Source organism: Ancrocorticia populi (genome assembly GCF_003123745.1).
In the GTDB taxonomy this organism is placed as follows: Bacteria; Actinomycetota; Actinomycetes; order Actinomycetales; family Actinomycetaceae; genus Ancrocorticia; species Ancrocorticia populi.
Map to the genome: position 1 here is coordinate 1 of NZ_QETB01000007.1, position 24654 is coordinate 24654.

At 59.3% G+C, this 24654-nt stretch carries 18 protein-coding genes and 2 rRNA genes; 13 read left to right on the forward strand and 7 right to left on the reverse strand.

Annotation, left to right across the window (positions count from 1 at the left end; all coding sequences use genetic code 11):
* A 23S ribosomal RNA gene (locus DD236_RS11360) occupies positions 1 to 239 on the forward strand; the annotation flags it as partial.
* A 133-nt stretch (positions 240 to 372) separates the two neighbouring features.
* Positions 373 to 490, forward strand: a 5S ribosomal RNA gene (gene rrf / locus DD236_RS11365).
* A 56-nt stretch (positions 491 to 546) separates the two neighbouring features.
* On the opposite strand, the gene DD236_RS11370 is transcribed toward rrf, so the two are convergent.
* A complete protein-coding gene (locus tag DD236_RS11370; protein WP_109094521.1) occupies positions 547 to 1233 on the reverse strand; it encodes a DUF4232 domain-containing protein in 687 nt (228 codons plus the stop codon).
* Positions 1234 to 1506: 273 nt separating this feature from the next.
* Here DD236_RS11370 and ilvD point away from each other — a divergent pair, with 273 nt between their 5' ends.
* The gene (ilvD, locus tag DD236_RS11375) at positions 1507 to 3339 is read left to right on the forward strand and encodes a dihydroxy-acid dehydratase (protein ID WP_109094522.1); all 1833 of its coding nucleotides are present in this window, start codon (positions 1507 to 1509) and stop codon (positions 3337 to 3339) included.
* Between the two features lie 123 nt (positions 3340 to 3462).
* On the forward strand, positions 3463 to 5064 hold the full coding sequence (locus DD236_RS11380; protein ID WP_109094567.1) for an aspartate:alanine exchanger family transporter: 1602 nt from the start codon (positions 3463 to 3465) through the stop codon (positions 5062 to 5064).
* A 4-nt stretch (positions 5065 to 5068) separates the two neighbouring features.
* Here the strand turns inward: DD236_RS11380 and DD236_RS11385 are convergent, their stop codons facing one another.
* Positions 5069 to 5674 (reverse strand): hypothetical protein, encoded by a 606-nt coding sequence (locus DD236_RS11385; protein ID WP_109094523.1) that lies wholly within the window; start codon positions 5672 to 5674, stop codon positions 5069 to 5071.
* Positions 5675 to 5987: 313 nt separating this feature from the next.
* Between DD236_RS11385 and DD236_RS11390 the strand changes: the two genes are divergently transcribed.
* From DD236_RS11390 to DD236_RS11405, 4 genes are all read left to right on the forward strand, one after another.
* Positions 5988 to 7826 (forward strand): acetolactate synthase large subunit, encoded by a 1839-nt coding sequence (locus DD236_RS11390; RefSeq protein ID WP_109094524.1) that lies wholly within the window; start codon positions 5988 to 5990, stop codon positions 7824 to 7826.
* A gap of 20 nt (positions 7827 to 7846) precedes the next feature.
* Positions 7847 to 8377, forward strand: a complete 531-nt coding sequence (ilvN, locus tag DD236_RS11395) for an acetolactate synthase small subunit (protein ID WP_109094525.1) — start codon at positions 7847 to 7849, stop codon at positions 8375 to 8377.
* A gap of 117 nt (positions 8378 to 8494) precedes the next feature.
* Positions 8495 to 9526 (forward strand): ketol-acid reductoisomerase, encoded by a 1032-nt coding sequence (gene ilvC, locus DD236_RS11400; protein ID WP_109094526.1) that lies wholly within the window; start codon positions 8495 to 8497, stop codon positions 9524 to 9526.
* A gap of 101 nt (positions 9527 to 9627) precedes the next feature.
* Positions 9628 to 10620, forward strand: a complete 993-nt coding sequence (locus tag DD236_RS11405) for a DUF4241 domain-containing protein (RefSeq protein ID WP_165819912.1) — start codon at positions 9628 to 9630, stop codon at positions 10618 to 10620.
* A gap of 16 nt (positions 10621 to 10636) precedes the next feature.
* Here DD236_RS11405 and DD236_RS11410 read toward each other — a convergent pair whose 3' ends face one another.
* The 3 genes from DD236_RS11410 to DD236_RS11420 all read right to left on the reverse strand — a co-directional run bounded on the left by DD236_RS11410 (position 10637) and on the right by DD236_RS11420 (position 14499).
* Positions 10637 to 11680, reverse strand: coding sequence for a magnesium and cobalt transport protein CorA (locus DD236_RS11410; RefSeq protein WP_109094528.1), 1044 nt, complete (start codon positions 11678 to 11680; stop codon positions 10637 to 10639).
* A gap of 39 nt (positions 11681 to 11719) precedes the next feature.
* A complete protein-coding gene (locus DD236_RS11415; protein WP_109094529.1) occupies positions 11720 to 13138 on the reverse strand; it encodes a sugar porter family MFS transporter in 1419 nt (472 codons plus the stop codon).
* 374 nt (positions 13139 to 13512) lie between these two features.
* Positions 13513 to 14499 (reverse strand): LacI family DNA-binding transcriptional regulator, encoded by a 987-nt coding sequence (locus DD236_RS11420; protein ID WP_165819913.1) that lies wholly within the window; start codon positions 14497 to 14499, stop codon positions 13513 to 13515.
* A 657-nt stretch (positions 14500 to 15156) separates the two neighbouring features.
* Between DD236_RS11420 and DD236_RS11425 the strand changes: the two genes are divergently transcribed.
* The 3 genes from DD236_RS11425 to DD236_RS11435 all read left to right on the forward strand — a co-directional run bounded on the left by DD236_RS11425 (position 15157) and on the right by DD236_RS11435 (position 19923).
* On the forward strand, positions 15157 to 16752 hold the full coding sequence (locus DD236_RS11425; protein ID WP_207785807.1) for a xylulokinase: 1596 nt from the start codon (positions 15157 to 15159) through the stop codon (positions 16750 to 16752).
* A 53-nt stretch (positions 16753 to 16805) separates the two neighbouring features.
* Positions 16806 to 18317, forward strand: coding sequence for an L-arabinose isomerase (araA, locus tag DD236_RS11430; protein ID WP_243410304.1), 1512 nt, complete (start codon positions 16806 to 16808; stop codon positions 18315 to 18317).
* 139 nt (positions 18318 to 18456) lie between these two features.
* On the forward strand, positions 18457 to 19923 hold the full coding sequence (locus DD236_RS11435) for an amino acid permease (RefSeq protein ID WP_243410305.1): 1467 nt from the start codon (positions 18457 to 18459) through the stop codon (positions 19921 to 19923).
* Here DD236_RS11435 and DD236_RS11440 read toward each other — a convergent pair.
* Together DD236_RS11440 and DD236_RS11445 are read right to left on the reverse strand one after the other, a co-directional pair.
* The gene (locus DD236_RS11440; RefSeq protein ID WP_109094532.1) at positions 19901 to 20956 is read right to left on the reverse strand and encodes a DMT family transporter; all 1056 of its coding nucleotides are present in this window, start codon (positions 20954 to 20956) and stop codon (positions 19901 to 19903) included. The genes DD236_RS11435 and DD236_RS11440 overlap by 23 nt on opposite strands.
* 89 nt (positions 20957 to 21045) lie before the next feature.
* On the reverse strand, positions 21046 to 21888 hold the full coding sequence (locus DD236_RS11445) for a GTP pyrophosphokinase (protein WP_207785808.1): 843 nt from the start codon (positions 21886 to 21888) through the stop codon (positions 21046 to 21048).
* Between the two features lie 261 nt (positions 21889 to 22149).
* On the opposite strand from DD236_RS11445, the gene DD236_RS11450 reads away from it, so the two are divergent.
* Both DD236_RS11450 and DD236_RS11455 read left to right on the forward strand, forming a co-directional pair.
* Entirely contained in the window at positions 22150 to 23535 is a 1386-nt protein-coding gene (locus DD236_RS11450) for an MFS transporter (RefSeq protein ID WP_109094533.1), read from the forward strand.
* A 12-nt stretch (positions 23536 to 23547) separates the two neighbouring features.
* Positions 23548 to 24624: a zinc-binding dehydrogenase gene (locus DD236_RS11455; RefSeq protein WP_109094534.1), complete on the forward strand. Its 1077-nt coding sequence runs from the start codon at positions 23548 to 23550 to the stop codon at positions 24622 to 24624.
* The last annotated feature ends 30 nt before the right edge of the window (positions 24625 to 24654 follow it).

A 24654-nucleotide genomic window follows, 5' to 3' on the forward strand; every position in this document is an offset into this window, starting at 1 on the left:
GAGGACCGGGACGGACGAACCACTGGTGTGCCAGTTGTTCCGCCAGGAGCATGGCTGGTTGGCTACGTTCGGTAAGGATAACCGCTGAAAGCATCTAAGCGGGAAGCCTGCTTCAAGATAAGTTCTCCATCAACATACGTTGTGTAGGCCCCCTATAGATGATGGGGTTGATAGGCCAGACGTGGACACAGAGTAATCTGTGGAGCTGACTGGTACTAATGCGCCAAAACCAACCTAAAACAACATGCAAGCCAGGGCATGGCCCCTGAGCTGGCACGTGTGTCGCATCCACTATACAATCCCTCAACACCAAACCAGCCAGCTGGTAGGTCCTACCAGCGGTGGCATGCGTGTAGAGGATCCAAACGTTTTGACGGTGGTCATAGCGGCAGGGAAACGCCCGGTCTCCATTCCGAACCCGGAAGCTAAGCCTGCCAGCGCTGATGGTACTGCACTCGCCAGGGTGTGGGAGAGTAAGACACCGCCGTCACCCCCTTGCAGAGGGCCCCCGGAACACCACCAGGGGCCCTTTTCTTATATGCCCAATCAGCTCACGGGCTCGAGGGCCCGCACTGTCATGAGGGAGACATCCTCGTTAGCGCAGCCGGTGAAATCGTCCGCTGCGAGAAAGATGGACTCAGTTTCACCGGGCGGATAGATGCGGAAGCCGTCGGCGTCCTCGGGCTTGCATTCATCCTCGTCGTAATTGGCTGCTTGGACGATATCCATCTGGGCTTGGGCCGATTCGCCGGGCTCCATCGTGACCCAGATCCGATCTGGTCCGCTGGAGTCCTCTTCGACGGGAGCCCCCAGCTGCGTGCCGTCATCACCAGTGACGAGGGAGACTCCTGGGTAGCCCTTGAGGGCGCAAGATTCGTTGCCATCGTTTGTGAGCACGATGGTTGGGTACATGTGGCCGGCGCCGCCGCCATCGCCCTCGCCTAGAGAGGCCTGAAGGTCCGAAGATGCGCATTGAGGCATTTGGGTATCGCCGTTGCTGGGTTCGCCTGTGGGCTCGGATGTGGTGGCAGCGGGCGAACTCGATGCTGGTGATGATGTATCTGCCTCGGTGCTTGCCGAGGTAATTGGTGCCGAAGCCGGCGCCGTCCCGCCTGCATCATCGTTAGTCGCGGAAGTACACGCGCTGAGTCCGCTGAGTGCTCCGACGGCCAGTACCATTCCGGCTAGCTGGCCGAATGTCTTGAACTTCTGGTTGATCATTGTTGTGGCCATGTCATGACGCTACGCCTCAATGTGTTCTGTGCAACACCCTTAACGAACTTGGAATTGTCTGGAAATTGAAGTGGGCTGAGCTGGGTGATGTGTGAGCGGCCCGACGGAGCCACGATGTCGCACCGTTCCTTGCCATTCGGCGCTTGTCCGCGAGGTCATCCGTGCGAGGCCCCACCAACTTAGGGCCAAAGGTCCCGGTCACGTGGTGATCGTTACGGCGCTTCCGCGCGTTACCCGGTTATGCTGGTCTGTACAGTTTTAGAGGGGGATCAGATGCCACAGTTACGCTCGGCAACGTCTACAACCGGACGAAACATGGCTGGTGCTCGCGCTCTTTGGCGGGCAACTGGCATGGGAAGTGAAGATTTCGGAAAGCCGATCATTGCGATCGCCAACTCCTTCACGCAGTTCGTGCCGGGACACGTACACCTCAAAGACATGGGGCAGCTCGTTCGCAAATCGATTGAGGAAGCGGGCGGTATTGGCCGCGAGTTCAACACGATTGCAGTGGATGACGGCATCGCCATGGGGCACGCCGGTATGTTGTATTCGCTCCCGTCGCGCGAGATCATCGCTGATTCGGTGGAGTATATGGTGAACGCCCACACCGCTGACGCGCTCGTCTGTATTTCGAATTGCGACAAGATCACGCCCGGCATGCTGATGGCAGCGCTGCGCCTGAATATCCCGACGATCTTCGTCTCTGGCGGCCCGATGGAATCGGGCGCGGCCGTCGAAGGCGTGGTGGATCACCGCACGGACCTCATCGATGCGATCTCCGTGTCGGCGGACGATAACGTGAGTGACGAGCAGCTTGGCCTCGTGGAGGCTAGCGCCTGCCCCACTTGTGGCTCGTGTTCTGGCATGTTCACGGCGAACTCCATGAACTGCCTGACCGAGGCGCTCGGCCTATCGCTGCCCGGCAATGGCTCTACGCTGGCCACGGCCGCGCGGCGCAAGAGTCTGTTCCTAGAGGCTGGGCGCCGGATCGTGGGTTTGGCGAAGCGTTATTATCAGGACGACGACGAATCAGTCCTTCCTCGCAATATCGCCACGCGGGATGCCTTTCTCAACGCTATGTCGATGGACATCGCGATGGGCGGCTCCACGAACACGGTGCTGCACATCTTGGCTGCCGCGCAGGAAGGAGAGGTGGACTTCGGGCTTTCGGATATCGATGAGCTGTCACGCCACGTTCCCTGCCTGTCCAAGGTGGCGCCCAACTCAACGCGCTTCCACATGGAGGACTTCCATCGCGCCGGCGGGATCCCCGCGATTCTTGGCGAAATGCGCCGCGCTGGCCTTCTACGCGAAACCGTACACGCAGTCCACGCCCCGGATGTCGAATCTTGGCTGGGTGCATGGGACATCCGCTCGGAATCACCTTCGCAGGAAGCTCAAGATCTGTTCCACGCGGCCCCCGGCGGCGTGCGCACCACACAGCCGTTCTCTCAGGACGCCAAGTGGGAGAGCCTCGATCTGGATTCGGAAGAGGGCTGTATCCGCAGCGTGGAGCACGCTTACACGAAGGACGGCGGCCTATGCATCCTCTACGGCAACATCTCGCTCGAGGGCGCTGTGGTGAAGACCGCCGGTGTGGACGAATCGCTGTTCCACTTCGAGGGCCCCGCCCGGGTGGTCGAATCGCAGGAAGAGGCTATTAACCTCATCCTCTCCAAGCAGGTTGAACCCGGAGACGTGGTGGTTATCCGCTATGAGGGTCCGAGGGGCGGCCCGGGCATGCAAGAGATGCTCTATCCGACGTCCTTCTTGAAGGGGCGCGGCCTAGGCAAGGTGTGTGGCCTTATCACGGACGGCCGCTTCTCCGGAGGCACCTCCGGTCTTTCGATCGGCCACATTTCACCAGAGGCCGCCGCGGGCGGCGCCATCGGGCTGGTCGAAGAAGGCGATAACGTGGTGATCGACATCCCGAGCCGAACCCTGAAGATCGACGTTTCCGATGAGGAGCTGGCGGCACGCCGTGAGGCAGCAGGACCAACTCCATGGAAGCCCGTGAGCCGCGACCGGCAGGTCTCCAAAGCGCTGCGCGCCTACGCCTCGATGGCAACATCGGCGTCTATGGGTGCCGTGCGTCACGTGGACTAAAGACTACTCACCGGGACTACCGCCCCACTCCTTGGCTGATCGGCACGCCCATACTTGAACAGTGCGGGCGAGCCAACAGGGTGAACCCTCAAGGTTGCTTTGTCAGGAGTGTGAGTGCGGCTGATGTCAACGGCGTTAAGCTACCTAGCCGAAGAACCCATTCTTTTTACCTTCCTTATGGTGGGTGTTGGAATGGCACTCGGTGCGCTAAAGATTAAGGGAGTCGGCTTCGGCGCGGCGATGGTGCTCTTTACGGCCATCTTCGTTTCGGCGTTGGGCGAATCGGCAGGATACGAGATCCGCGTTCCAGCGGAACTGGGTACGTTCGGTCTAGTCCTCTTCGCCTTCTCCATCGGCAATAACGCGGGTGCCAACTTCTTCTCCGGACTCAAGCAGGGAGCCGGCCCCATCCTCATGATGGTGGTGCTGTTTGTTGTATCGGGCGGTGCCGCCTACCTCGTGGGCACACAGCTTCTTGGTATGGACACTACGGTGATCGCAGGAACCTTCGCTGGCGCGCTGACCAACACTCCAACTCTGGCAACTGTAGGCGAGGCCTCCGGAGATATCGGAGCCGCGACAGTGGGATACGCTGTGGCGTACCTGTTCGGTGTGCTGGGTATGCTCATCGCCGCCCAGTTCGCTCTGCGCCAGGCGCCGAACGATACGGACGCCCCGGAGCCCGTTACTCACGTGACCTACCGCGTGGAGCGGACAGATACGCCCACACTCCGTGTGATCGCAAGCCACCTGGATGGGCCGGTCGAGTTTTCGCGCCTGCGCCGTGGTGAGGAAGGCCCGATCTGGGTACCCTCGCTGATGGACACCATCGAGAAGGATGACCTCCTGACCGTGGTTGGGCCGGTCTCCCACCTGCCGAGTGTGGAGCGCGAGGTGGGCCACCGTTCGTCCCACTCCCTGCGTGCGGACCGCCGCTTGATGGACTTCCGCCGCATCACGATTTCAAACCACAAGCTTGCTGGGATGACGGTTGGGCAAGTTGACGAGGAGTTGGAGAAGCGCTGGAACGCACGCCTTTCGCGGGTTCGTAGGGGCGACGACGATCGCTTAGCCTCCCCAAACATCATGTTGGAGCTGGGTGACCGCGTCCGCGTGGTTGGCCCGACCCTCGAAATGCCTAAAATCTCCAAATGGATGGGGGATTCGGCCAAGGGGCTCACCGAGATCAATCCGATCGCCCTCGGCCTCGGGCTGGCGCTCGGCATCTTCATTGGAGAGCTGCCGATCCCGCTTCCCGGCGGCGCAGATTTCTCAATCGGTGCGGCAGCTGGCGTACTCATCATTGGTCTGATTATGGGCCGTATTGGGCGCATCGGCCCGGTCATTACCGCGCTGCCCAATACCGCAAATCTGGTTCTTGGAGAACTCGGGCTCCTCGTGTTCCTCGCTCAAGCGGGCTCGAATGCGGGCGGTCAGATTAGCGCCGCCTTCACCTCAGGGGAATGGTGGAAGATCCTCGTGCTGGGATTCGTCATTACCTCCGTCATGGCAGTGGGCCTGTACTGGACCATGCGCAAGATGTTCAAGATGGGCGGAACGAAGCTCTCGGGCCTCATTGCTGGAGCTCAGACACAGCCCGCCATCCTCGCGTTTGCCAATGGGCAGACCAACTCCGATCCTCGCGTGGCGATGGGTTATGCGTTGGTCTATCCGGTGGCAATGATCGGGAAGATTATCGCGGGCTATATCTTGGCCACTATGTGACGGGTTAATCGCCCGCGGTTTCGTGTGCGAGGAGGGAGGAGAGTTCGTCGTCGTCGATAATCCCCTTCAACGTACGTACCGCCTCATCGGGGGAGACGGGACGGGAAACTACTCCTTGCCAATCTGAACGGACGATCTGGCCCTCTTCAACCCAGTGGGTAGAGGCCAGATCTCCGTTCGTTTCTATCTCCCAAGTTCCCGCCTCGGGCTGCCACATGGAGGCGTCTTCGGCAATGCCGTGCGGATCGGACGGGGTAATCACGTGGTAGCTGATCGTGTGGTCAGAATCTTCGAGCTGGGCGGCGTCCTGGAGTAGGAAGAACTCCATGTAGGCGGGGATGGCATCTTCCTCCTCGATGAGATCCTCGGCGTTAATGATCACGGGATCGGTGCCGTCTTCAACAAAACGTGACGTGGTCCAACGCTTGCCTTCCAGCGTGATCACGCTCGAGATCCGGTGAGGCTCCGGGTGTGCGAAGATCACCTCAGTCACAAGCTCGGTCTCATTCCAGCGTCGATACAGGAGGCCGATGGGCTCGGCCGCAGTGCTATCGAGTGAGGCGACTTCCGGAGTTTCGAAGAGTTCCCAGCGGGTTTCAGTTCGGTTCATTCCCTTAGTCTAGAAGCTGCGTGCAAAAGGCGGTACCACGGGACTTCGAAGGCGGGACTAAGGTGCCGGTTGCTAGCCCGAAATGAGCCGCTGCGTGAGAACGTGATCCACCATGTGAGACAAAAGCAGTCTCAAGTGGCGCGAGACCCGCCCGCCCGTCTACTCTCGAACCATGATGATTTTTGTAGTACTTAGCTAGCGCGCCGCCCGGCCTGCTGGTTTGGTGCTGCGCGCCCCTCGAAAGCTCGGGGGGCTTTTTTTATCCCGTTCGCGAAGGAGTTCGTGAACACTATGGAAGACGAAGGAGGATCACATGGCAAAGACTCGTCAGCGTGCCGATGTGGCCATCCCTGGTTCTGCGAGCAAAGCGGAACCTCCTGCAGAGCGCACGATCCGGGAGAAATCCACGGGCGCGCGTTCGATCATTCGATCGCTGGAAGAACTTGACGTAGATGTTGTGTTCGGCCTGCCGGGCGGAGCGATCCTGCCAACCTACGATCCCCTTTTCGATTCCTCCAAGCTACGCCACGTACTGGTACGTCACGAGCAGGGCGCTGGGCATGCGGCCGAGGGATATGCGGTGGCAACTGGACGCGTTGGCGTGTGTATCGCCACCTCCGGTCCTGGCGCCACGAACCTCGTCACGGCACTGATGGACGCGAACCTCGATTCGATCCCGATGGTGGCGATTACCGGGCAGGTGGGCGCGAGCTTCATTGGCACGGACGCTTTCCAAGAGGCGGATATCGTGGGTGCGACGATGCCCGTGACAAAGCATTCGTTCCTTATCACCTCCGCGGACGAAATCCCGGCGCGCATTGCCGAGGCCTTCTACATCGCCTCAACCGGCCGTCCCGGCCCGGTACTGGTGGACATTACGAAGTCAGCGCAGACCGAAGAAGCAGACTTTGTGTGGCCGCCCATCCTAGATCTGCCCGGCTACCGGCCCAGCTCCAAGCCCAACGCGCGCCAAGTTCGTGAGGCGGCTCGCCTCATCGCCACGGCTGAGCGCCCCGTCCTGTACGTGGGTGGTGGCGCGATTCGCGCGAATGCCAGCGAAGAGATCTGCGCGCTGACCGATCTGTCCGGCGCTCCGGTGGTGACCACACTGACGGCCCGCGGTGCCGTCCCAGATTCCCACCCGAATAACCTCGGGATGCCCGGCATGCACGGCGCTGTCCCTGCCGTGGCCGCCCTCCAGCAAGCCGACCTTATCGTGGCGTTGGGTGCGCGCTTTGACGACCGCGTGACGGGCAAACTCGATGCCTTTGCTCCGGACGCCAAGGTGGTCCATGTTGATATTGATCCGGCCGAGATCTCTAAGAACCGCGAGGCCGATGTGCCGATCGTGGGGGACTTGAAGATGACAGCTGCCGATCTGGTGGAGGAGCTTGGTGCTGCCCACGAACAGTATGGCGAGGCCGATCTGACTGCCTGGTGGAGGCAGCTGAACCGGCTGCGTGACACCTACCCGCTGGGCTGGACCGAACCGGACGATGGCCTCATGAGCCCCCAGTACGTGATCTCCCGCCTTGGCGAGATCGTGGGATCCGAGGATTCTATCTGGGTCACGGGTGTGGGCCAGCACCAGATGTGGGCCTCCCACTTCCTCAAGTTCGAGCATCCGAACCAGTGGATCAGTTCCGGTGGGGCTGGCACCATGGGATTCGGCGTTCCCGCCACCATGGGGGCGAAGGCTGGCATGCCCGAGAAGACCGTGTGGCTAATTGATGGGGACGGCTCCTTCCAGATGACCAATCAGGAACTGGCCACGTGCCGCCTGAACGGCATCAACGTCAAGGTGGCCATCATCAACAACTCCTCGCTGGGCATGGTGCGCCAGTGGCAGACCCTGTTCTACGGCCAGCGTTACTCCAACACCGATTTGGAGACCGGCGACGGCACGGCGCACGTGCCTGATTTCGTCAAGCTCGGGGAAGCCTACGATTGTGCGGCGTTCCGCGTGGAGAGGGCCGAGGATGTGGACGCTGCAATTGAGAAGGCGATGAGCATCAACGATCGCCCTGTGGTTGTCGATTTCGTGACCTCGCCCAATTCCGAGGTGTGGCCGATGGTGCCAGCAGGGGTGTCCAATGACGAAATCCTCTACGCAAAGGGCCTTCAGCCCGAATTCGATTCTGAGATGAACTAGGCGGGAGAGGAGAACTAGCTATGAGTACCCGCCACACACTGTCCGTTCTTGTGGAGAACAAGCCGGGCGTTTTGACTCGCGTTTCCGGGCTTTTCGCCCGCCGTTCCTTCAACATCCATTCCCTCGCTGTGGGGGAGACTGAGGATCCGGATCTCTCCCGCATCACCGTTGTGGTGGACGCGGCCGAGCTCCCGCTGGAACAGGTAACCAAGCAGCTCAACAAGCTGGTCAACATCATTAAGATCGTTGAGTTGGAGGATGATTCTGCCGTTCACCGCCAGCTTCTGCTGGTCAAGGTTGCGGCCACAGACGAAACCCGTGCGAACGTGCTTCAGGTTGTGGATCTTTTCCGCGCCCACGTTGTGGATATGGTTCCGGACGCGGTCACAATCGAGGCCACCGGTGGGGATAACAAGGTTAAGGCCTTCCTCACCGCCCTAGAGCCCTACGGCATTAAGGAGCTTGTCCAGTCCGGATCGGTGGCCATTGGCCGTGGAAACAGATCCCTTTCTGAGCGAGTTTCCGCAGAGATGCAGTTGCGCCGCGCGTAGTTTTTGCAGGCGACGACGAATCCTTCCGCCCACCGTGCGCATAGTGAACACGTGCGCTCACACAAATCAAACAACCTAAACTAGAAGTGTTAGCCATTCCGTATAAGGAGAAGAACAGTGGCAGAAATTTACCATGATGAAGATGCGAACCTCTCGATCATCCAGTCGAAGAAGGTTGCGATCATCGGTTACGGCTCGCAGGGCCACGCTCACGCGCTGAACCTTCGCGATTCGGGCGTTGACGTTGTTGTTGGACTGCGCCCCGGCTCCAAGTCCATCGCGAAGGCCGAGGAGGCAGGCATCAAGGTTGCCAGCGTTCCGGATTCCGTCAAGGGTGCAGACGTTGTCATGATTCTGGCCCCGGATCAGTACCAGCGGACCATCTGGACCGAGGATATTGAGCCGAACATTAAGGAAGACGCAGCGATCTTCTTCGCCCACGGCTTCAACATTCACTTCGGCTACATCAAGCCTGCCGCTGGCCATGACATCTGTATGGTTGCCCCGAAGGGCCCCGGCCACACCGTGCGCCGCACCTACGAAGAGGGCCGTGGCGTTCCCGTGCTCGTGTGCGTTGAGCAGGACGCTTCCGGTCAGGCCTTAGATCTGGCGCTTTCCTATGCGGCCGCCATCGGTGGTGCGCGTGCAGGTGCGATCAAGACGTCTTTCCGCGAGGAAACTGAGACCGATCTGTTCGGCGAGCAGGCCGTCCTATGCGGTGGCGTGACCCAGCTGATCGAATACGGCTTTGAGACCCTGACCGAGGCTGGCTACCAGCCCGAGATGGCCTATTTCGAGGTGCTGCACGAGATGAAGCTGATCGTTGATCTGATCAACGAAGGTGGCCTCACCAAGCAGCGCTGGTCCATCTCCGACACCGCCGAATACGGCGATTACGTCTCTGGCCCTCGCGTCATCACACCGAACGTGAAGGACAACATGAAGGGCGTTCTGGACGATATCCAGTCCGGAGCCTTCGCCAAGCGCTTCATCGAAGACCAGAATGAGGGCGGCCCCGAGTTCCATCGCCTGCGCGATGAGCACGCAGCCGCACCAATCGAGAAGGTTGGTCAGGAGATCCGCAAGATGTTCGCGTGGAACACTGAGAACCTCGATACCGATTACACCGAGGGTTCCGCAGCCCGCTGAGCTGACTGAGAATCAAGAAAAGAGCCGGAGAGATCCGGCTCTTTTCTTGTATTCGGGCGCGTTTGGTGGCCCGGTGGGCCGCGTAAATGTATGCTCGCGGCATGGAGCTAGAGAGTTTCTACGCGATGCGGGATGGCGAGGCCACGCAGATTGATGGCATGCCCGCCCACCTCACCGTGGTCCCGCTCGGGAAAGTACGCGTGCCTTCCGGTTTGCTGGAGGCCAGTGACCCGTTCGTAACCCTTGGTGATGGGACCGTGTTCGAGGTTGAACCCGGTGACTACGAGGCCTATGTGACGCTCGCGGATATCAGCTTGGAACAGGACGGCTCCCACGAGCGAGAGGCCTACCTCTCGGTGGTCCTGCGCGAAGGAATCCTAGCTTCTGTTGGGGCCGCCGCCTCTGTGCGCGGAGAACCCGAAACCGGTAAGTACTGGGGCGTCGGGGTAGATGCCGGAACCGTGGCGTTCTGCGATCACGAGGCCGTTGCTGACTGCATGCCCGAGGAGACTGAGGATGCCCCGTGGTATGAGGTGGTGTTTGATTCGGAGCGCGATGATTCATGGTTTGCTCTCATGGACTCGCCCGATCACATCCGTTCTGGGGTTGCCAACATCGTTATGCCGCTGGCCGTTGAGGGAGAGAATGTTGTGCTTAGCCATTCGGGCTGGGGAGACGGCTTCTATCCGGTGCTCGCCGCCAAGGACAGCGAGGGCAACACCTTAGCCCTGCACATCGATCTACTCGTGGTGGGCGAACCCGAGGACGATGAGGAGGATATCCCACTGGTGGACGGATCCCGCCTGAAGGATGATGGGACCGTGGAAGCGCCGCTGCCGTTCCCTGATGAGCTGGGCGCGGGCCAGCAGGTGCAGCCCGATGCTGTTGCTCGTGATCAGGCGATCCCGGGCGCGGTGCCGGGTTCGGCGCTCGGGGACGTGGCTCATGACGCCGCAGCGCCAGGGCCGCAGCATGAACACCAGCAGCAAACGGAATGCTCGGGTATCTCCTCCCTCGGGTTAGAAGAGGAATCGCCGGCTCCGCGCAAGAAGGGCTTCTGGGCCCGGCTGATCGGCTTCTTCAAGCGAGGCTAGACTCAGCGTTTCGGTGCTAAACCCAGTCCTTGTACTTAAAGATCGCGTACATGATTGCGCTGCCTAACAGCATAAGAAGAATTGCGAACGGGTAGCCCAACATCCAGTGGAGCTCGGGCATATGGGTAAAGTTCATGCCATATAGCCCGGCGATGAGGCTGGGGATGAACAGGATTCCGGCCCATGCGGAGATCTTCTTGGTCTGATCACCCTGGCGTTCAGCAATCAACGTGGAGTTCGCGGAGAATATTTCGTGGATGATGGAGCGTAGGCGTTCCAGGCGATCAACGTGAATTTGGACGTGATCGGTTACGTCGCGCAGGTTTTGGAGCATATCGTCGGAGAAGTTTGCCCGGTGTGAGTACTCGGTGAGTCCCTGCATGGCCGTAGGCAGCGATTTGATCGCCTTGTCCAGTTCGAGCACGCTACGAGACAGTGTGTAGATTTCCTGCGAGGAGATCGGAGCTCCGGAGAAGATGCGGTCTTCCTGATCGTCCGCGGCATCCTCTAATACGTCCAGAATGGGACCATAGGAATCGACCACACAGTCGAGTACTTGATGTAGGAGCGCGTAGGTGGCACTCAATGAGCCAAAGTCCTGTGCCCGGAACCTCGTGAGCGAATCGGCGAACTCGCTGCGCATGGAATCGGATAGGTGATCTGAGTGCCAGCCATGGGCAACGCCTTCTTCGGGAGGGTCTACGTGGCGGACTGTGATCAGATAGCCCGAACCCGAGAAGATCTCCAGTTCGGACAGGGTGACTGAGCCGTCATGTAACGAGGAGGCCGGGCGCAGAACCATGAAGTTCGAATCGCCGTACCGCTCGAATTTGGTGCGCTGATGGCCTTCCTCAGCGTCCTCTACTGCAAGGCGATGCAATCCAAACGCCTCTGCCAGCTGAGAAAGCAGTGACGCTGCAGACCCGGTGGCCGGGATATCCGCCCACAAGAGCCTTGAATCTTGTGGTTCCCGGTTCCAGATCCGCAGCGCCTCGGTTAGATCGCTGACGATCTTGCTCTCTCCCGTGGCTCGGTATACGGCGTACGTGGCTTCCAACATACGAAGCAGCTTAGCCGCGGGGGAGGTATTATTGCACGGTCACAGGTTGCTTGCCGCGTCTGCGGTCTCGCTTGGAAGTCCCTTCTTACGCCCTGGAGTAGCATTCGCCTGAATCTCCTCGAGGCTGCGGCCCTTGGTTTCAGGAACACGGAGCCGGATGAATGCGACGCCCAGCAGGCAGATCACGCCGAAGATCGCGAATACGTGCTCTTGCTGCATCGATGCCGTCATGATCGGGAAGAGTAGTGCAACCACGAAGGAGCCGAGCCAGTTGAAGGAGGAGGCCAGTCCTGAAGCGCGACCTCGGATTGCCAGCGGGAACATCTCTCCAACAATCACCCAGGTCAGTGGGGCCCATGTGAAGGAGTAGAGGGCAACGTAGATGCTGAGGAACACCACAACCATCATGGGGTTTGCATCGCTCATCACGCTGTTGAGGATGGCCGGGAAGATGAAGGACAGGCCCATGATCGTTCCGCCGATGGTTAGGAGAGTGCGGCGGTTGTAGCGATCAGCAATCACGAGGAACAGGAGCGAACCGAGCACGAGGATGATGCCTTGAATGATGGGCCACATGAGCGCGCTGCCGGCTTCGGCACCAGTTGCATCCGAAACGATCAGAGGGATGTAGTAGAAGATTGCGTTGGCGCCCTGGAACTGCTGGAAGGCTGCGACGCCCACACCTGCGATCACAAGGTAGCGGTACTTTCCGTCGAGCAAGCTGGACCAAGACGTTTGCTCGGATGCAGATTCCTCGATGGCGTTGGTGGCCTTGATATCTGCCAGCTCGGCTTCAATCTGGTCAGGCTTACGAATGATGGTGAGTACTCGCACGGCCTCATCTTCAAAACCGTGACGGACGAGGTAGCGGGGAGATTCTGGGAGTCTGAGAACGCCGATGAAGAGGATCAGTGCAGGAACAGCGGCGGCACCGAGCATAACGCGCCATGCCCAGTGTTCCGGCAGGTCCTTCAAGAGGTAATCAACGATGTAGGAAATGAGCATGCCCGAGACGATCATCGTCTGGTTCAGGCCTGAGAGGCGTCCGCGAAGTTTTGCTGGTGAAAGCTCTGCCATGTATGCGGGCACGAGGGCCGAGGCGGCTCCAACTGCCAAGCCGAGGAAAATGCGCGCAGCGATGAGGAAGGCCGATCCGTTGGGTGGGACCGCTGCACACAGCAGCGAACCGACCGCGAACACTACTGCAGCTGCCAGAATCATCTTCCGGCGTCCGAACTTGTCCGATAGCTGGCCAGCAATGGCACCGCCGAAGATCGCGCCGAGCATTACTCCCGAGGTGATGAACCCGATTACCGCGGGTTCGCCCTTGATTCCCCAGTCGCTCTGGAGGAACGGCAGCGCACCGGTCATTACGCCGATGTCATAACCAAAGAGAATTCCGCCGAATGAGCCAAAGAAATAGATGAAATTGCTGGAGATCTTCTTGTCTGTCCCCATATTGCACTCCTCTGCGAGTGGATGTCCGTTTGCCACCTCGTAGTGGCCTGTCATTCGCTGGCGAGCAGTCACAAGTACAATTTTGCGACCAAGCTGTTAGCGCTAACATTATTTGTTACAGACGACTCTAGAACTCGTGCTCCGGGAATGTCAACGCTAACATTGGTGGCGGGCGTCACAGATAGTTTGGGTTGCGAGTCACTGGTCGCTTTGGTTGTGCGTCGCTGAATGATTTGGGCGTGCTGACTGGTTCGGGTGTGTGACACAGGTGGTTTGGATGCGATTCACCGATGATCCGGAAGCTTGTTGCAGGCTGATTCGGTCGGGCGTCGCAAACTGATCTGCTTGAATTTGGTTGCAGGAGAGGGCGGACGCTAGGCGCGAGCCGTTGAAGCGCGGACGTTCAGTGTGGCCGCTACTGGCGTCATGTCCGGACGTTCGTCATCTAGGAGTGCCAGTGCAGCCTCTAGAACTCTGCGGCCAAGAGTGGTGAAGTCCTGATGGATAGTAGTGAGCGAGGGGGTGTAAAAGGACGCTTCGGGAACATCATCGAAACCCACGATAGAGACATCTTCAGGGAGTTTGATGCCATTCTCGTGGAAGGCAGCAATGAGGCCGAGCGCCATATGGTCATTAGCGGCGAAGATCGCCTCAGGGAGTGAGCCTTCGGGATCTGTGAGCTTCTTTCCCAGCTGATATCCGAACGCCGCGCTCCAATCACCCTCGTAGATCGTTGGTTTAATGCCAGCTTCCGCGCAGGTGCGCTTGGCGCCTTCGCATCTCTCTTGGGCTTCGATCCAATTGTGTGGACCGGTGACTAGCGTGATGTCACGGTGACCCAAGTCAATGAGGTGTTGAACGGCCATGTGTGCCCCCTGCTCCTGATCGACGCACATGGTGTTCAGCCCCCCGGGTACTGAGTCCTGGGACGGGCCAACCACGATAGTTGGGACATCAATCTGCATGGCATGGAGGTATTCGACCAGCACCTCGCGTGTGGCGATAATTAAGACGGCTTCGACCGCGCGGTCCAAACAGGACTCCACGGCGTTGCGAAACTCGGTCTCGCTCCCTTCGCGGATATTGGAGAGCATGATGGTGTAGTCGTGTTTGCGCGCGGCTTCATCGATGGCGGCGAGGGTGCTCGTTGGGCCGTAGAGGAAGGATCCGACGGCGATAACGCCAATCAGACCCGATCGCCGCGTCACGAGGGTGCGGGCCGCAGAGTTACGGCGATAACCCGTCTCCTTGATTGCAGCCTCGATACGCTCGCGAGTATCTGGGCGCACTCCAGGAAACCCATTGATTACGCGGGAGACTGTCTGGTGGGATACGCCTGCCACCTTTGCTACTTCGGCCATGCTTGGCCTCGCGCTGTGAGTAACCACCATCGCCCCCCTTTAGTCGGCTAATGCGAGGGTAAAGCGCACGAATGCGAATTTGTACGTGTTGTACCTGTGTGCCGGAACCCTCGGCGTGAAAACCGGCATCAACACGACCAGTCTATTGTGCTTTATCCAAAGATTGCGTCAAGTCTCGAGAAATCGCTGGGCCGCACACCTAGATTTTGCGTTGAATCTCTGGATTGTGAGCTTGCCGCGCACTCTCCGCGGCCTCCTCACGAGTTGAATTGGTGAGAGTTCGCAATAAACCGTGAAGGTACCCCGTAGATATGTCACTCTCAGGGGAGTGGGGGTGCTCTCACGATGTGGGGTGCGCGCTCATGGTAGAGCTGGCACTTTCACGGTGAAAGGCGCGCTCACTATCCCTAGCTGACCAGAGATTTCGTCAAATCTTGGGGTCGGGGCGATGGTGCTGCGGGTCTTGCGGCGCTGACGCCGAATGACTCGTCATGTGACCCGCAGATCATTAATGATTTTTGATTGCCCCCTTGTGTCGGACCCTCTGATGGTGCATCATGGTGTCAACCGCAAATGTGAGCGCTAACAACCAGCCCGCAAGCGTGGGGATTCGGACAAAGACGCTGAATACGACGGATGAAAACGAAGGGGTTCTCAATGCGAACCAATGACCAAAGCAACATTATCCAGAGCTCCTATCTGGGAATTGAATTCGGTTCTACCCGGATCAAGGCGTGCTTAACAGCGGCGGATGGACAGGTTCTGGCCATCGGCATCTACGACTGGGAGAACAAGCTCGTAGACGGCCACTGGTCCTACTCTCTCGATGACGTGCGAGCGGGCCTAGCCGGCAGCTACAACGATCTGGCCAACCACGTTGAGTTGGAATACGGCAGCCGCCCCACAGGTTTTGCAGGCATCGGCGTTTCCGCCATGATGCACGGGCTTATCGCACTCGATAAGCAAGATGAGTTGCTGGTGCCCTTCCGTACTTGGCGCGACACCTACACGGGAGAGGCCGCTGCCGAGCTGACAGAGCTCCTCCAGCAGAACATGCCCCTGCGCTGGTCAACCTCCCACCTGTATCAGGGGATCTTGGACGGCGAGGATTACATCGCTTCCCTAGGAAGCTTCACCACACTGGCCGGCTGGGTTCACTTCCAGCTCACGGGCGAAAAGGTACTCGGAGTGGGCGATGCCTCCGGCATGTTCCCCATCGATTCAGCCACAGTGGATTACGATGCGGACCGCCTCGCCAAGGCCGATGAGCTCTTCGCGAAGAAGACTCAGATTGCTCCGCTCAAGACCCTTCTTCCCCGCGTCCTTAAAGCCGGAGAAAACGCTGGCCACCTCACAGAGGCCGGCGCCCGCCTGCTCGATCCCACTGGTACGCTCAAGCCGGGCGTTCCGCTGTGTCCGCCCGAAGGCGATGCAGGCACCGGCATGGTGGCCACGAATGCTGTGCGCCAGCGCACCGGCAACGTATCCGCCGGAACCAGCATATTCTCGATGGCTGTCCTAGAGCACCCTCTGTCCCACCTGCACACCGAAATTGACCTAGTCACAACGCCCTCCGGTGATCCGGTAGCCATGGTTCACTGCAATAATGGCGCCAGTGAGCTGGGCGTTTGGGTAGACATGCTTGCCGAGGTGGCCGAGGCCTTCGGCGTGACACTATCTTCCAAGGATGAGGCCTACAAGACGATTCTAGGTCAGGCATTCAAAGCATCCCCAGACGCTGGCGGCGTTCTAGCTTATGGCTTCGTTTCTGGAGAACCCGTTGTGGGAGCGGCTGATGGCCGCCCAGTCGTGGCACGCGCACCCGAGGCGCGCCTGACCCTGCCGAACTTGGTACGCGCCCAGCTTTACTCGGTGTTCGCAGCTCTGGCTAGCGGCTCGAAGATCCTTGAGGGAGAAGGCGTGGCCATTGATTTCATGAACGGCCACGGTGGCATCTTCAAGACTGAGGGCGTTGCCCAGCAGGTTCTTGCTGATGCGCTAGAAACCCCGATCCGAGTGTCCGATTCCGCGGGTGAAGGCGGCGCATGGGGTATCGCCTTGCTGGCCGCCTACCTCGATGCCGAACCGGGCGAATCCCTCCCGGACTTCCTTGATAACAAGATCTTCGCACAGGTCTCTGTGACCACGGCCCTGCCGAACGCTGAGGGCGTCGCGGGATTCAAGGACTTCTTGGAGCGTTTCACCGCAGCGCTACCCATTCAGGACACGGCGTCCTCAGTGATCGCCCCCTAAGACCAACCTCAGTAAACCGAGATAGTTAGATTCCAACGAAGGAGCTAAACATTATGATGAAGAATCCGTTCGAGGGCAAGGAAGTATGGTTCCTCACCGGAAGTCAGGGCCTCTACGGCCAAGAGACGCTGGATCAGGTTAAGGTCCAGTCCCAGTCCATCGCTAAGGGGCTGGATGAGGCAGAAGACATTCCCGCCTCGATCGTCTGGAAGCCGGTGCTCACCGATTCGGACAGCATTCTCGAGACCATCCGCGAGGCGAACAATGCGGAGAACGTTATTGGTGTGATCGCGTGGATGCACACCTTCTCGCCCGCCCGTATGTGGATCCGCGGCCTAGATGCCCTGCAGGTTCCGCTGCTGCACCTGCACACACAGATTGATCTCAAGCTGCCATGGTCCACGATTGACATGGACTTCATGAACCTGAACCAGGCCGCCCACGGTGACCGCGAGTTCGGCTACATCCTCACTCGCATGGGCGTTCCGCGCGTGAGCGTGGTGGGCCACGTGACCGATCCCAAGGTGTTGCACCGCGTAGGCGTGTGGACCCGGGCGGCAGCGGGCTGGAACGAGATCCAGCATATGAAGATGGTGCGTTTTGGCGATAACATGCGCAACGTAGCCGTGACCGAGGGCGATAAGACCGAGGCCGCGATCAAGTTCGGCGTAGCCGTGAACACGTGGAGCGTGAACGAGCTAGCTGAAGCAGTAGAGGCCGTCCCCGAGGAAACGGTAGACGCACTTGTTGCCGAATACGCCGATCTTTACGATTGCGATCCGGCCCTGCTTCCTGGCGGAAAGCGCCACGATTCTCTCCGCTACGCAGCGCGGGAAGAGGCGGCCATCCGCGGCTTCCTCGAGGAAAACGATGCCACGGCCCTGACGGATACGTTCGAGGATCTGGGCGCTCTCAAGCAGCTCCCTGGCCTTGCGGTCCAGCGCCTCATGGCCGACGGCTACGGGTTCGGCGCCGAAGGCGACTGGAAGACCGGCGTACTGATCCGTGTGGCCAAGGTGATGGGCTACGGCCTGCCCGGCGGCGCCAGCCTCATGGAGGATTACTCCTATAACCTTGAGGAAGGGAACAAGAAGATCCTCGGTGCGCATATGCTGGAGATCTGCCCAAGCCTCACGCAGAAGAAGCCAAGCCTTGAGATTCACCCGCTCTCCATCGGAGACCGCGAGGATCCCGTACGCCTCGTCTTCAACGCCGATCCGTCCGACGGCATCGTGGTGGCCATGTCGGATCTGCGAGATCGCTTCCGCCTGACCGCAAACGTTGTGAAGGTCACCGATCCGGATGAGCCGATGCCCAACCTCCCCGTGGCCAGCGCTGTGTGGGAGCCGGCTCCTGACTTCGAAACCTCGGCAACCTGCTGGTTGGCTGCGGGAGCAGCTCACCACACGGTTCTCTCCACGGCCCTCGAGCTGGATACATGGCGCGATTTCGCCAAGATCGCCGGCGTTGAGCTCGCCGTGGTGGACGAGGACACCACGGTCCGAAACTTCGAGGATTCTCTTGCTTGGAACGCGGTTTACCATCGCGTCTCCACAGGAATCTAAGAATTCCTAAGTAGCCTTGAGCCGCCCGTGGGCAGTCCAAGGCTACCCCGCAAGGTGCCCCCGGCCGTCCATCTAGGACGATCGGGGGCACCTGCGCGTTAACCCGAGGCGTAGAGTATCCGCGGAAAAAGGAGATAACGTGCCAGTAGAAGCGCAAGCAGAACAAGAGGCAGCGGCCAAAGCCGAACTAGACGTTGTGGCCCAGAAAGAAGAAGACGGCAAGCTCCGCCGGAGTTTGAGTAACCGTCACATTCAACTCATCGCCATCGGCGGAGCAATCGGAACGGGGCTCTTCATGGGTTCGGGCCGTTCCATCCACGTGGCTGGGCCCTCCATCATGATCGTTTACGCCGTGGTGGGCTTCATGTTGTTCTTCGTGATGCGTGCGATGGGGGAGTTGCTTCTCCATAACCTCGAGTACAAATCCTTTCAGGACTTCGCCGCAGACATCCTCGGCCCGTGGGCCGGCTTCGTGGTGGGCTGGACCTACTGGCTGTGCTGGGTGGTCCTGGGCATGGCGGACCTGATCGCCATCGTGGACTATTGGAACTTCTGGGTGGACAACAAGAACGTGGCCATGGCCCTTGCCGTGGGCGTGATGCTTGCGCTCCTCCTCATGAACCTACTGACGGTCCGCCTTTTCGGCGAGCTCGAGTTTTGGTTCGCCCTGATTAAGTTGGTGGCGATAGGAGCACTCGTCGTCGTCGCCCTATTTTTAATCTTCACGGGCTTCCAACACGACGGGACCTACGCATCAGTCTCCCACCTGTGGAACCACGGAGGCTTGTTCCCCACGGGCTTTACCGGCTTTGTCGGCGGATTCCAACTCGCAATTTTCGCGTTCGTGGGTATCGAACTCGTGGGCACCACGGCCGCGGAAACCAAGGATCCGAAAGTCACGCTGCCGCGCGCAATCAACTCCATCCCCGTGCGCGTGCTCCTGTTTTACGTTGTGGCGCTCGCGGCGATCATGTCCATCACCCCGTGGGACCAAGTGGATCCCGAGCATTCCCCGTTCGTGGGCGTGTTCAACCTAATCGGGCTCGTGGCCGCCGCGGCCGTCATGAACTTCGTGGTTCTGACATCGGCCTCGTCGTCCGCGAACTCGGGGATCTACTCCACCTCGCGCATGATGTATGGCCTCGCGCGCAAGAACATGGCGCCGTCCGTGTTCGCCGGAATCTCCCGTCACGGCGTTCCTTGGCGCGCGCTAGTACTCACCGTGGGCCTCATCATCTGCTCGCTAGTGCTAACCGCGAGCGCCTCCGTAATGCAGGCGTTCACGATCATCACTACCGTGTCCTCCGTGCTGTTCCTCGTGGTGTGGACCCTGATTCTGGCGTGCTACATCGTCTACCTGCACCGCTACCCCGAAGCCCACGCCGCGTCCGTTTACCCGATGCCGGGCGCGCGCGTGATGCCGTGGGTGGTCCTCGCCTTCTTTGCCTTCATCATCGTGGCGCTCACCCAAGATCCAGATACCGCCGTTGCGTTGGCAGTAACCCCGATTTGGTTCGTGATCCTGTTCTTCCAGTGGCGTCGCGTGCGTGGGAAGGTTGTCTTAGAGAACGACGACGACGAACTTAGCGCCCCACAGCCCCTCTAGCAGTTGGGGTTGCACTGACAACCACCAATGTAGTGGCCAGAACCATGGTGATTGCCGCGGCGATGGTTGTTGGCGGGACGGGTGTGCCGGCTGCAAGGTCAACTAAAACGGCCGTGACCATTTGACCGGCTACAACCGCTAGCGTGAGGCGGAAGGCGCCGAGGCGGCGGATCGCCCACGCCGAGCACAGGACGATCGCCGCGCCCACCGGCCCGCCTAGATACATCCACCATGAGGAGAGCGGTGGGAACGTGAGGCTGAGATTGCCCGTTGCGGCGGCGATCACGAGGATCACGGACATGAGGGCCGTTCCGCCGATCACGCTGGTGAGGCAGGGGAGCAGTGGATAGCCGGTTCGGGCCACCACCGCGCCGTTGCCGACGTTCTGGGCGGATAGGCCCGCGCCCGCGATCGCGATGATCAGTCCGGTGGCGATCGTGGCCCAGAGCGTTGTGGAGGTGCCCGAGCTCGCGCTGATCGCGAGGGCTAGGCCCGCCAGCGCCACAAGAGTTGCTAAGACGCGCCGGCCCGAGAAGGCGATGGGGGCGGGGATGCCCACGCCGCGCTGATCGAAGACGAGGCTGATGATCGTCTGGCCCGCCACCGAGCACACCGAGGCGATCGCAACACCAACGATCGGGATTCCCCAGGATGTTGCCACCACGATCGGCACGCCGCCGAAGCCCACGTAGTACCACCACGGCTTCGAGCGCGTGCGCAGGATCTCGAGGAACGTGCCTACGTTGCGTTGGACCATCATAATGATGATGACCGTGATGAATGTACCGACATATGAGACCCAGCCGGCCAGCAGCGGGCCGCCGCCGTGGGCGTTGAAGGCGCCATTGAAGTTGCCTTGGAAGGCAACCAGCGCGCCCGAGAGCGCGGCAGCCAAGACCGCGAGGATCAGCGGGGCAGAGCTAGCGTCCTTTGGGGCGGGCGGGACTATCGGAGTTGGGGTGTCCTCAGGGACGGGTGGGTCCTCAGGGACGCTTGGGTCCTTCGGAGCGGGCGCGGTGTAATCGTCAGACATGGTGGCCTTCTGGTGGTGCCGGTGATGCCTTCAGTTTACGGCGGAAATGCAGGTTTTCCGAACGGTGTTAGGTGGCGCCTGCCTGCGTCCTAGTCTCCTTGCCGTTCAAAGCCGAATGATTCGAGGACGGCCTGAAAGAGCTCCTGCGAATCGTCGCTCATCGCCTGCCGCTGGGCAGCCGGGTGATGCACGCGGCGTGTGCCGGTTGTCGTGGCGCTATCATCTTCCTGCTCTCCGACCGAACCTGTCCGGGAGGCTTCTTCCTTCGCATGCAGGTCAAGAATCTCGTTGTGGATCCGCTCCATCGATACGTCCAGAGAGCTGGACATATCGGCCGCTAGCTTGAGCGCGTCCGTGAGATGGCGCGGCACATCCGAATCATCCTTGTAGTGGATCTTGTGCTCGAGGGACGCCCAGAAATCCATGGCGACCGTGCGCAGCTGGATCTCCACCGGCACTCGTTCGGGCCCCTCGGCCAAGAACACCGGGACCTCGATGATGAGGTGCAGGCTCTGGTAGCCGTTCGGTTTTGGATCCTTGATGTAATCGCGCTCGCGGATGAGGGTGAGGTCATTCTGGGACAGCAGCAGATCGCGCATCGTGTAGGTGTCCGAGACGAAACTGCATGTGAGGCGGATACCCGCGATGTCCAGGAGGTTTGCGCCAATATCGTCCGCCGTGAACGGGATGCCCTTACGGTGAGTCTTCGAGATGATCGAATCCAGCGACTTGACCCGAGAGCTCACGTGCTCTATCGGGTTGTAATCGTGGCTGTATTGGAACTCGGACCTGAGAATATCGATCTTCGTCAGGATCTCCTGAAGCCCGAACTCCCGCGTCATTAGCAGGCGGCGAATCTTCGAGAGCCGCTCATACACCTGTGCGGCGTCGGGCCGGCCAGAGACCGATAGTTCATTGCCTTCAGACATCATTCTCCCGTTGCTTCTCTTAGCCCAACGCCGGGACGTGTTCACCCCGGCGTGAGCCTGCGAACATCATTGTTCTCCATTTGCCTGAGCCAAGCATCCCGTGGAGGCGTTTTCACCTATTAGGGGAAGTGTGGGACTTTCGGCCCTGTTGAGTTTCTGAAGGATCTTGCTATTGTGTAAGTCATAACGTCATATAACGTTATACACAGGTTGTGAGATGTTTGAATGACATCGTCCGTTCGAGGATGAACTGAGAGAGAACAAATGGCGAAGAACAATACGAAGTGGCCGAATGCCGGGCCACGCCTAGATAGGTTGCCTACAAGCAACTTCCACTGGTCGGTCTATGCAATGGTTGCCTTTGGATTGCTCGTGTGCTGGAGCAACGCGATCGGTGGTCTGGTGCTGGCGATTCTGAAAGATATCGGCTGGGCGGATAATGACTCCACTGCGGTCTTCTCCTCTTTGACCACTGCCGGAATGTTCCTAGGAGCGTTGGTGGGAGGCGTCATCGGAGATCGGCTTGGCCGCCGCAATGGTTACATCATGTTCGTCATTTTCCATGTTGTGACGATGGTGATCGCGGCGTTCTCGCCGAACATGACATTCCTGATTGTCGTTCGCTTCTTCATGGGCGTTGCACTGGGTGGCTTGCTCACGATCTTGTTCGCGTCCTGGACAGAGTACGTACCTTCGCGTGACCGTGGAACCTGGTCTTCTAGGGCATCCTTTATTGGAAACTGGTCCTACCCGATCTGCTCATTGATCGCATCGTTCCTAGTGGGCGTGGTGGCGCCGGATATGAACTGGAGAATCCAGTTCATTATTCCAGCTGTCAATTCCCTGATTGTGCTGATCTTCGTCTGGAAGTTCTTCCCGGAATCCCCACGCTGGCTAGAAACCAAGGGGCGTTACGACGAGGCCAATGTGATTCTGGATGAAATCGAGACGAAGGTAGAAAACCAGAAGGGCATCCAGCTGGAGCAGCCCGAGGTTCCGACTGATCTGGTGGATGAGACCCCCACCAAGATTCCGTACAGCTCCCTGTTTAAGGGCGATCTACTGAAGCGTGTGATTTTGGGGTCGATGGTCCTGATCGCTATGAATGTCGTTCAGTACACGCTGATCAACTGGCTCCCAACAATGCTGATGGCTCAGGGAATTGACCTCGAGCAGTCCGTGGTTCTCAATACGATGAGCATGTTCGGTGCGCCGATCGGTATCTTCATCGCAATGTTCATCATTGATCGCTTCCCCCGCAAGGTTTTCGGCATCGGATTGCTTGTGATCATCGCGGTTCTCGGTGTTATTTACTCACAGCAGACGTCCATCGTTGCACTGTCGATCATGGGATTCTTCCTCATCATCTTCGTGTATATGTACGTGTGCTTCGCCAGTGCGGTCTATGCCCCTGAAATCTGGCCAACTGCGGCAAAGCTCCGTGGCGCTGGCCTCGTCAACTCGGTAGGGCGCATCAGTGGAATCCTCTCGCCGTTTGCAGTCTCAGCACTGCTGACCTCGTCGGGTGTTCCAGCAGTGTTCGTCCTCCTAGGTGCCACAGCAGCCCTGACGGCGGTTGTGATTCTCTTCCTGGGTGTGGAGAGCCGTGGCGCCTCAATCGAAGAACTGTCCAACGTAGAAGCAAAATAGGAAGGAAAGATTATGAAGGCTCTTGCACGTTACGGCAAGGAGTTCGGCGGCTACAGGCTCATCGATGTGCCCGTACCGGAAATTGGGGACGAGGACATCCTCGTCGAAGTTGGAGCGGCCACCATTTGTGGCGCGGATATGAAGCATTTCCGCGTTGACAATGGCTCGGATGAATTCAATTCGATTCGTGGGCATGAGTTCGCAGGAACAATTGCCAAGGTTGGTTCAAAGGTGACCGATTGGCATGTTGGCCAGCGGGTTGTCACTGATAACACGGGGCATGTGTGCGGTGTGTGCCCTGCATGTGAGCGCGCAGACTTCCTCGTCTGTGAGAACAAGACGAACATCGGGCTCGATAACAACCGTTGGGGCGGTGGCTTCACGAAGTACGCAGTGATTCCAGGTGAGATCCTGCGCATCCACCGTCACGCCATTTGGGAGATCCCGGACAACCTCCCGTTTGAGCAGGCAGCAGCGATTGAACCGCTCTGTAACTCCTACAAGACCGTTGCCCAGCAGCCACATCTGCTTCCGGGGCAGGACGTTGTAGTGATCGGAGCCGGCCCGATCGGCCTGAACTCGGTCCAGGTTGCTAAGTCCATGGGCGCAACCAACATTGTGCTGGTTGGCCTCGATGCGGACGTCTCCACTCGCTTCGAAGTGGGCAAGAAGCTTGGTGCCACACACGTGGTCAATGCTTCCAAGGAAGATGTTGTTGCTCGGTGCCAAGAGATCTGCGGCAAGGACAACCTCGGCCTAGTGATTGAGTGTTCGGGTGCGAACGCTGCGCTAGAGCAGGCAATCAAGATGGTTCGCCCGAATGCGGAGATCGTCCGCGCCGGTATGGGCTTCCAGCCGTTGAACTTCTCGATCAATCGCATCACCGAGTGGAACATCGCGATTCTGGGCCATATGGCGTACGACTCCACCACCTGGCGCAATGTGCTCCGCATGGTTGAATCCGGCCAGCTCCAGATTGAGCCCATGCTTACCCATGAATTCGGCCTCTCAGAGTGGGAGAAGGGCTTCGAAGCCATGGCGGCTAAGGATGCCATCAAGGTTGTCGTGAAGTACGACTTCGACGACTGATCTGATAATCACAACGAAGAACAGGAAACA

Bases quoted from the DNA above. Each gene is read 5' to 3' on its own strand.
- DD236_RS11455 (WP_109094534.1), top strand. From the start codon at position 23,548: ATGAAGGCTCTTGCACGTTACGGCAAGGAGTTCGGCGGCTACAGGCTC.
- DD236_RS11370 (WP_109094521.1), bottom strand. From the start codon at position 1,233: ATGGCCACAACAATGATCAACCAGAAGTTCAAGACATTCGGCCAGCTA.
- araA (WP_243410304.1), top strand. From the start codon at position 16,806: ATGATGAAGAATCCGTTCGAGGGCAAGGAAGTATGGTTCCTCACCGGA.
- DD236_RS11425 (WP_207785807.1), top strand. From the start codon at position 15,157: ATGCGAACCAATGACCAAAGCAACATTATCCAGAGCTCCTATCTGGGA.
- DD236_RS11385 (WP_109094523.1), bottom strand. From the start codon at position 5,674: ATGAACCGAACTGAAACCCGCTGGGAACTCTTCGAAACTCCGGAAGTC.
- DD236_RS11415 (WP_109094529.1), bottom strand. From the start codon at position 13,138: ATGGGGACAGACAAGAAGATCTCCAGCAATTTCATCTATTTCTTTGGC.
- ilvN (WP_109094525.1), top strand. From the start codon at position 7,847: ATGAGTACCCGCCACACACTGTCCGTTCTTGTGGAGAACAAGCCGGGC.
- DD236_RS11445 (WP_207785808.1), bottom strand. From the start codon at position 21,888: ATGATGTCTGAAGGCAATGAACTATCGGTCTCTGGCCGGCCCGACGCC.
- DD236_RS11410 (WP_109094528.1), bottom strand. From the start codon at position 11,680: ATGTTGGAAGCCACGTACGCCGTATACCGAGCCACGGGAGAGAGCAAG.
- DD236_RS11380 (WP_109094567.1), top strand. From the start codon at position 3,463: ATGTCAACGGCGTTAAGCTACCTAGCCGAAGAACCCATTCTTTTTACC.
- ilvD (WP_109094522.1), top strand. From the start codon at position 1,507: ATGCCACAGTTACGCTCGGCAACGTCTACAACCGGACGAAACATGGCT.
- DD236_RS11390 (WP_109094524.1), top strand. From the start codon at position 5,988: ATGGCAAAGACTCGTCAGCGTGCCGATGTGGCCATCCCTGGTTCTGCG.
- DD236_RS11450 (WP_109094533.1), top strand. From the start codon at position 22,150: ATGGCGAAGAACAATACGAAGTGGCCGAATGCCGGGCCACGCCTAGAT.
- DD236_RS11405 (WP_165819912.1), top strand. From the start codon at position 9,628: ATGGAGCTAGAGAGTTTCTACGCGATGCGGGATGGCGAGGCCACGCAG.
- DD236_RS11420 (WP_165819913.1), bottom strand. From the start codon at position 14,499: ATGGCCGAAGTAGCAAAGGTGGCAGGCGTATCCCACCAGACAGTCTCC.
- DD236_RS11440 (WP_109094532.1), bottom strand. From the start codon at position 20,956: ATGTCTGACGATTACACCGCGCCCGCTCCGAAGGACCCAAGCGTCCCT.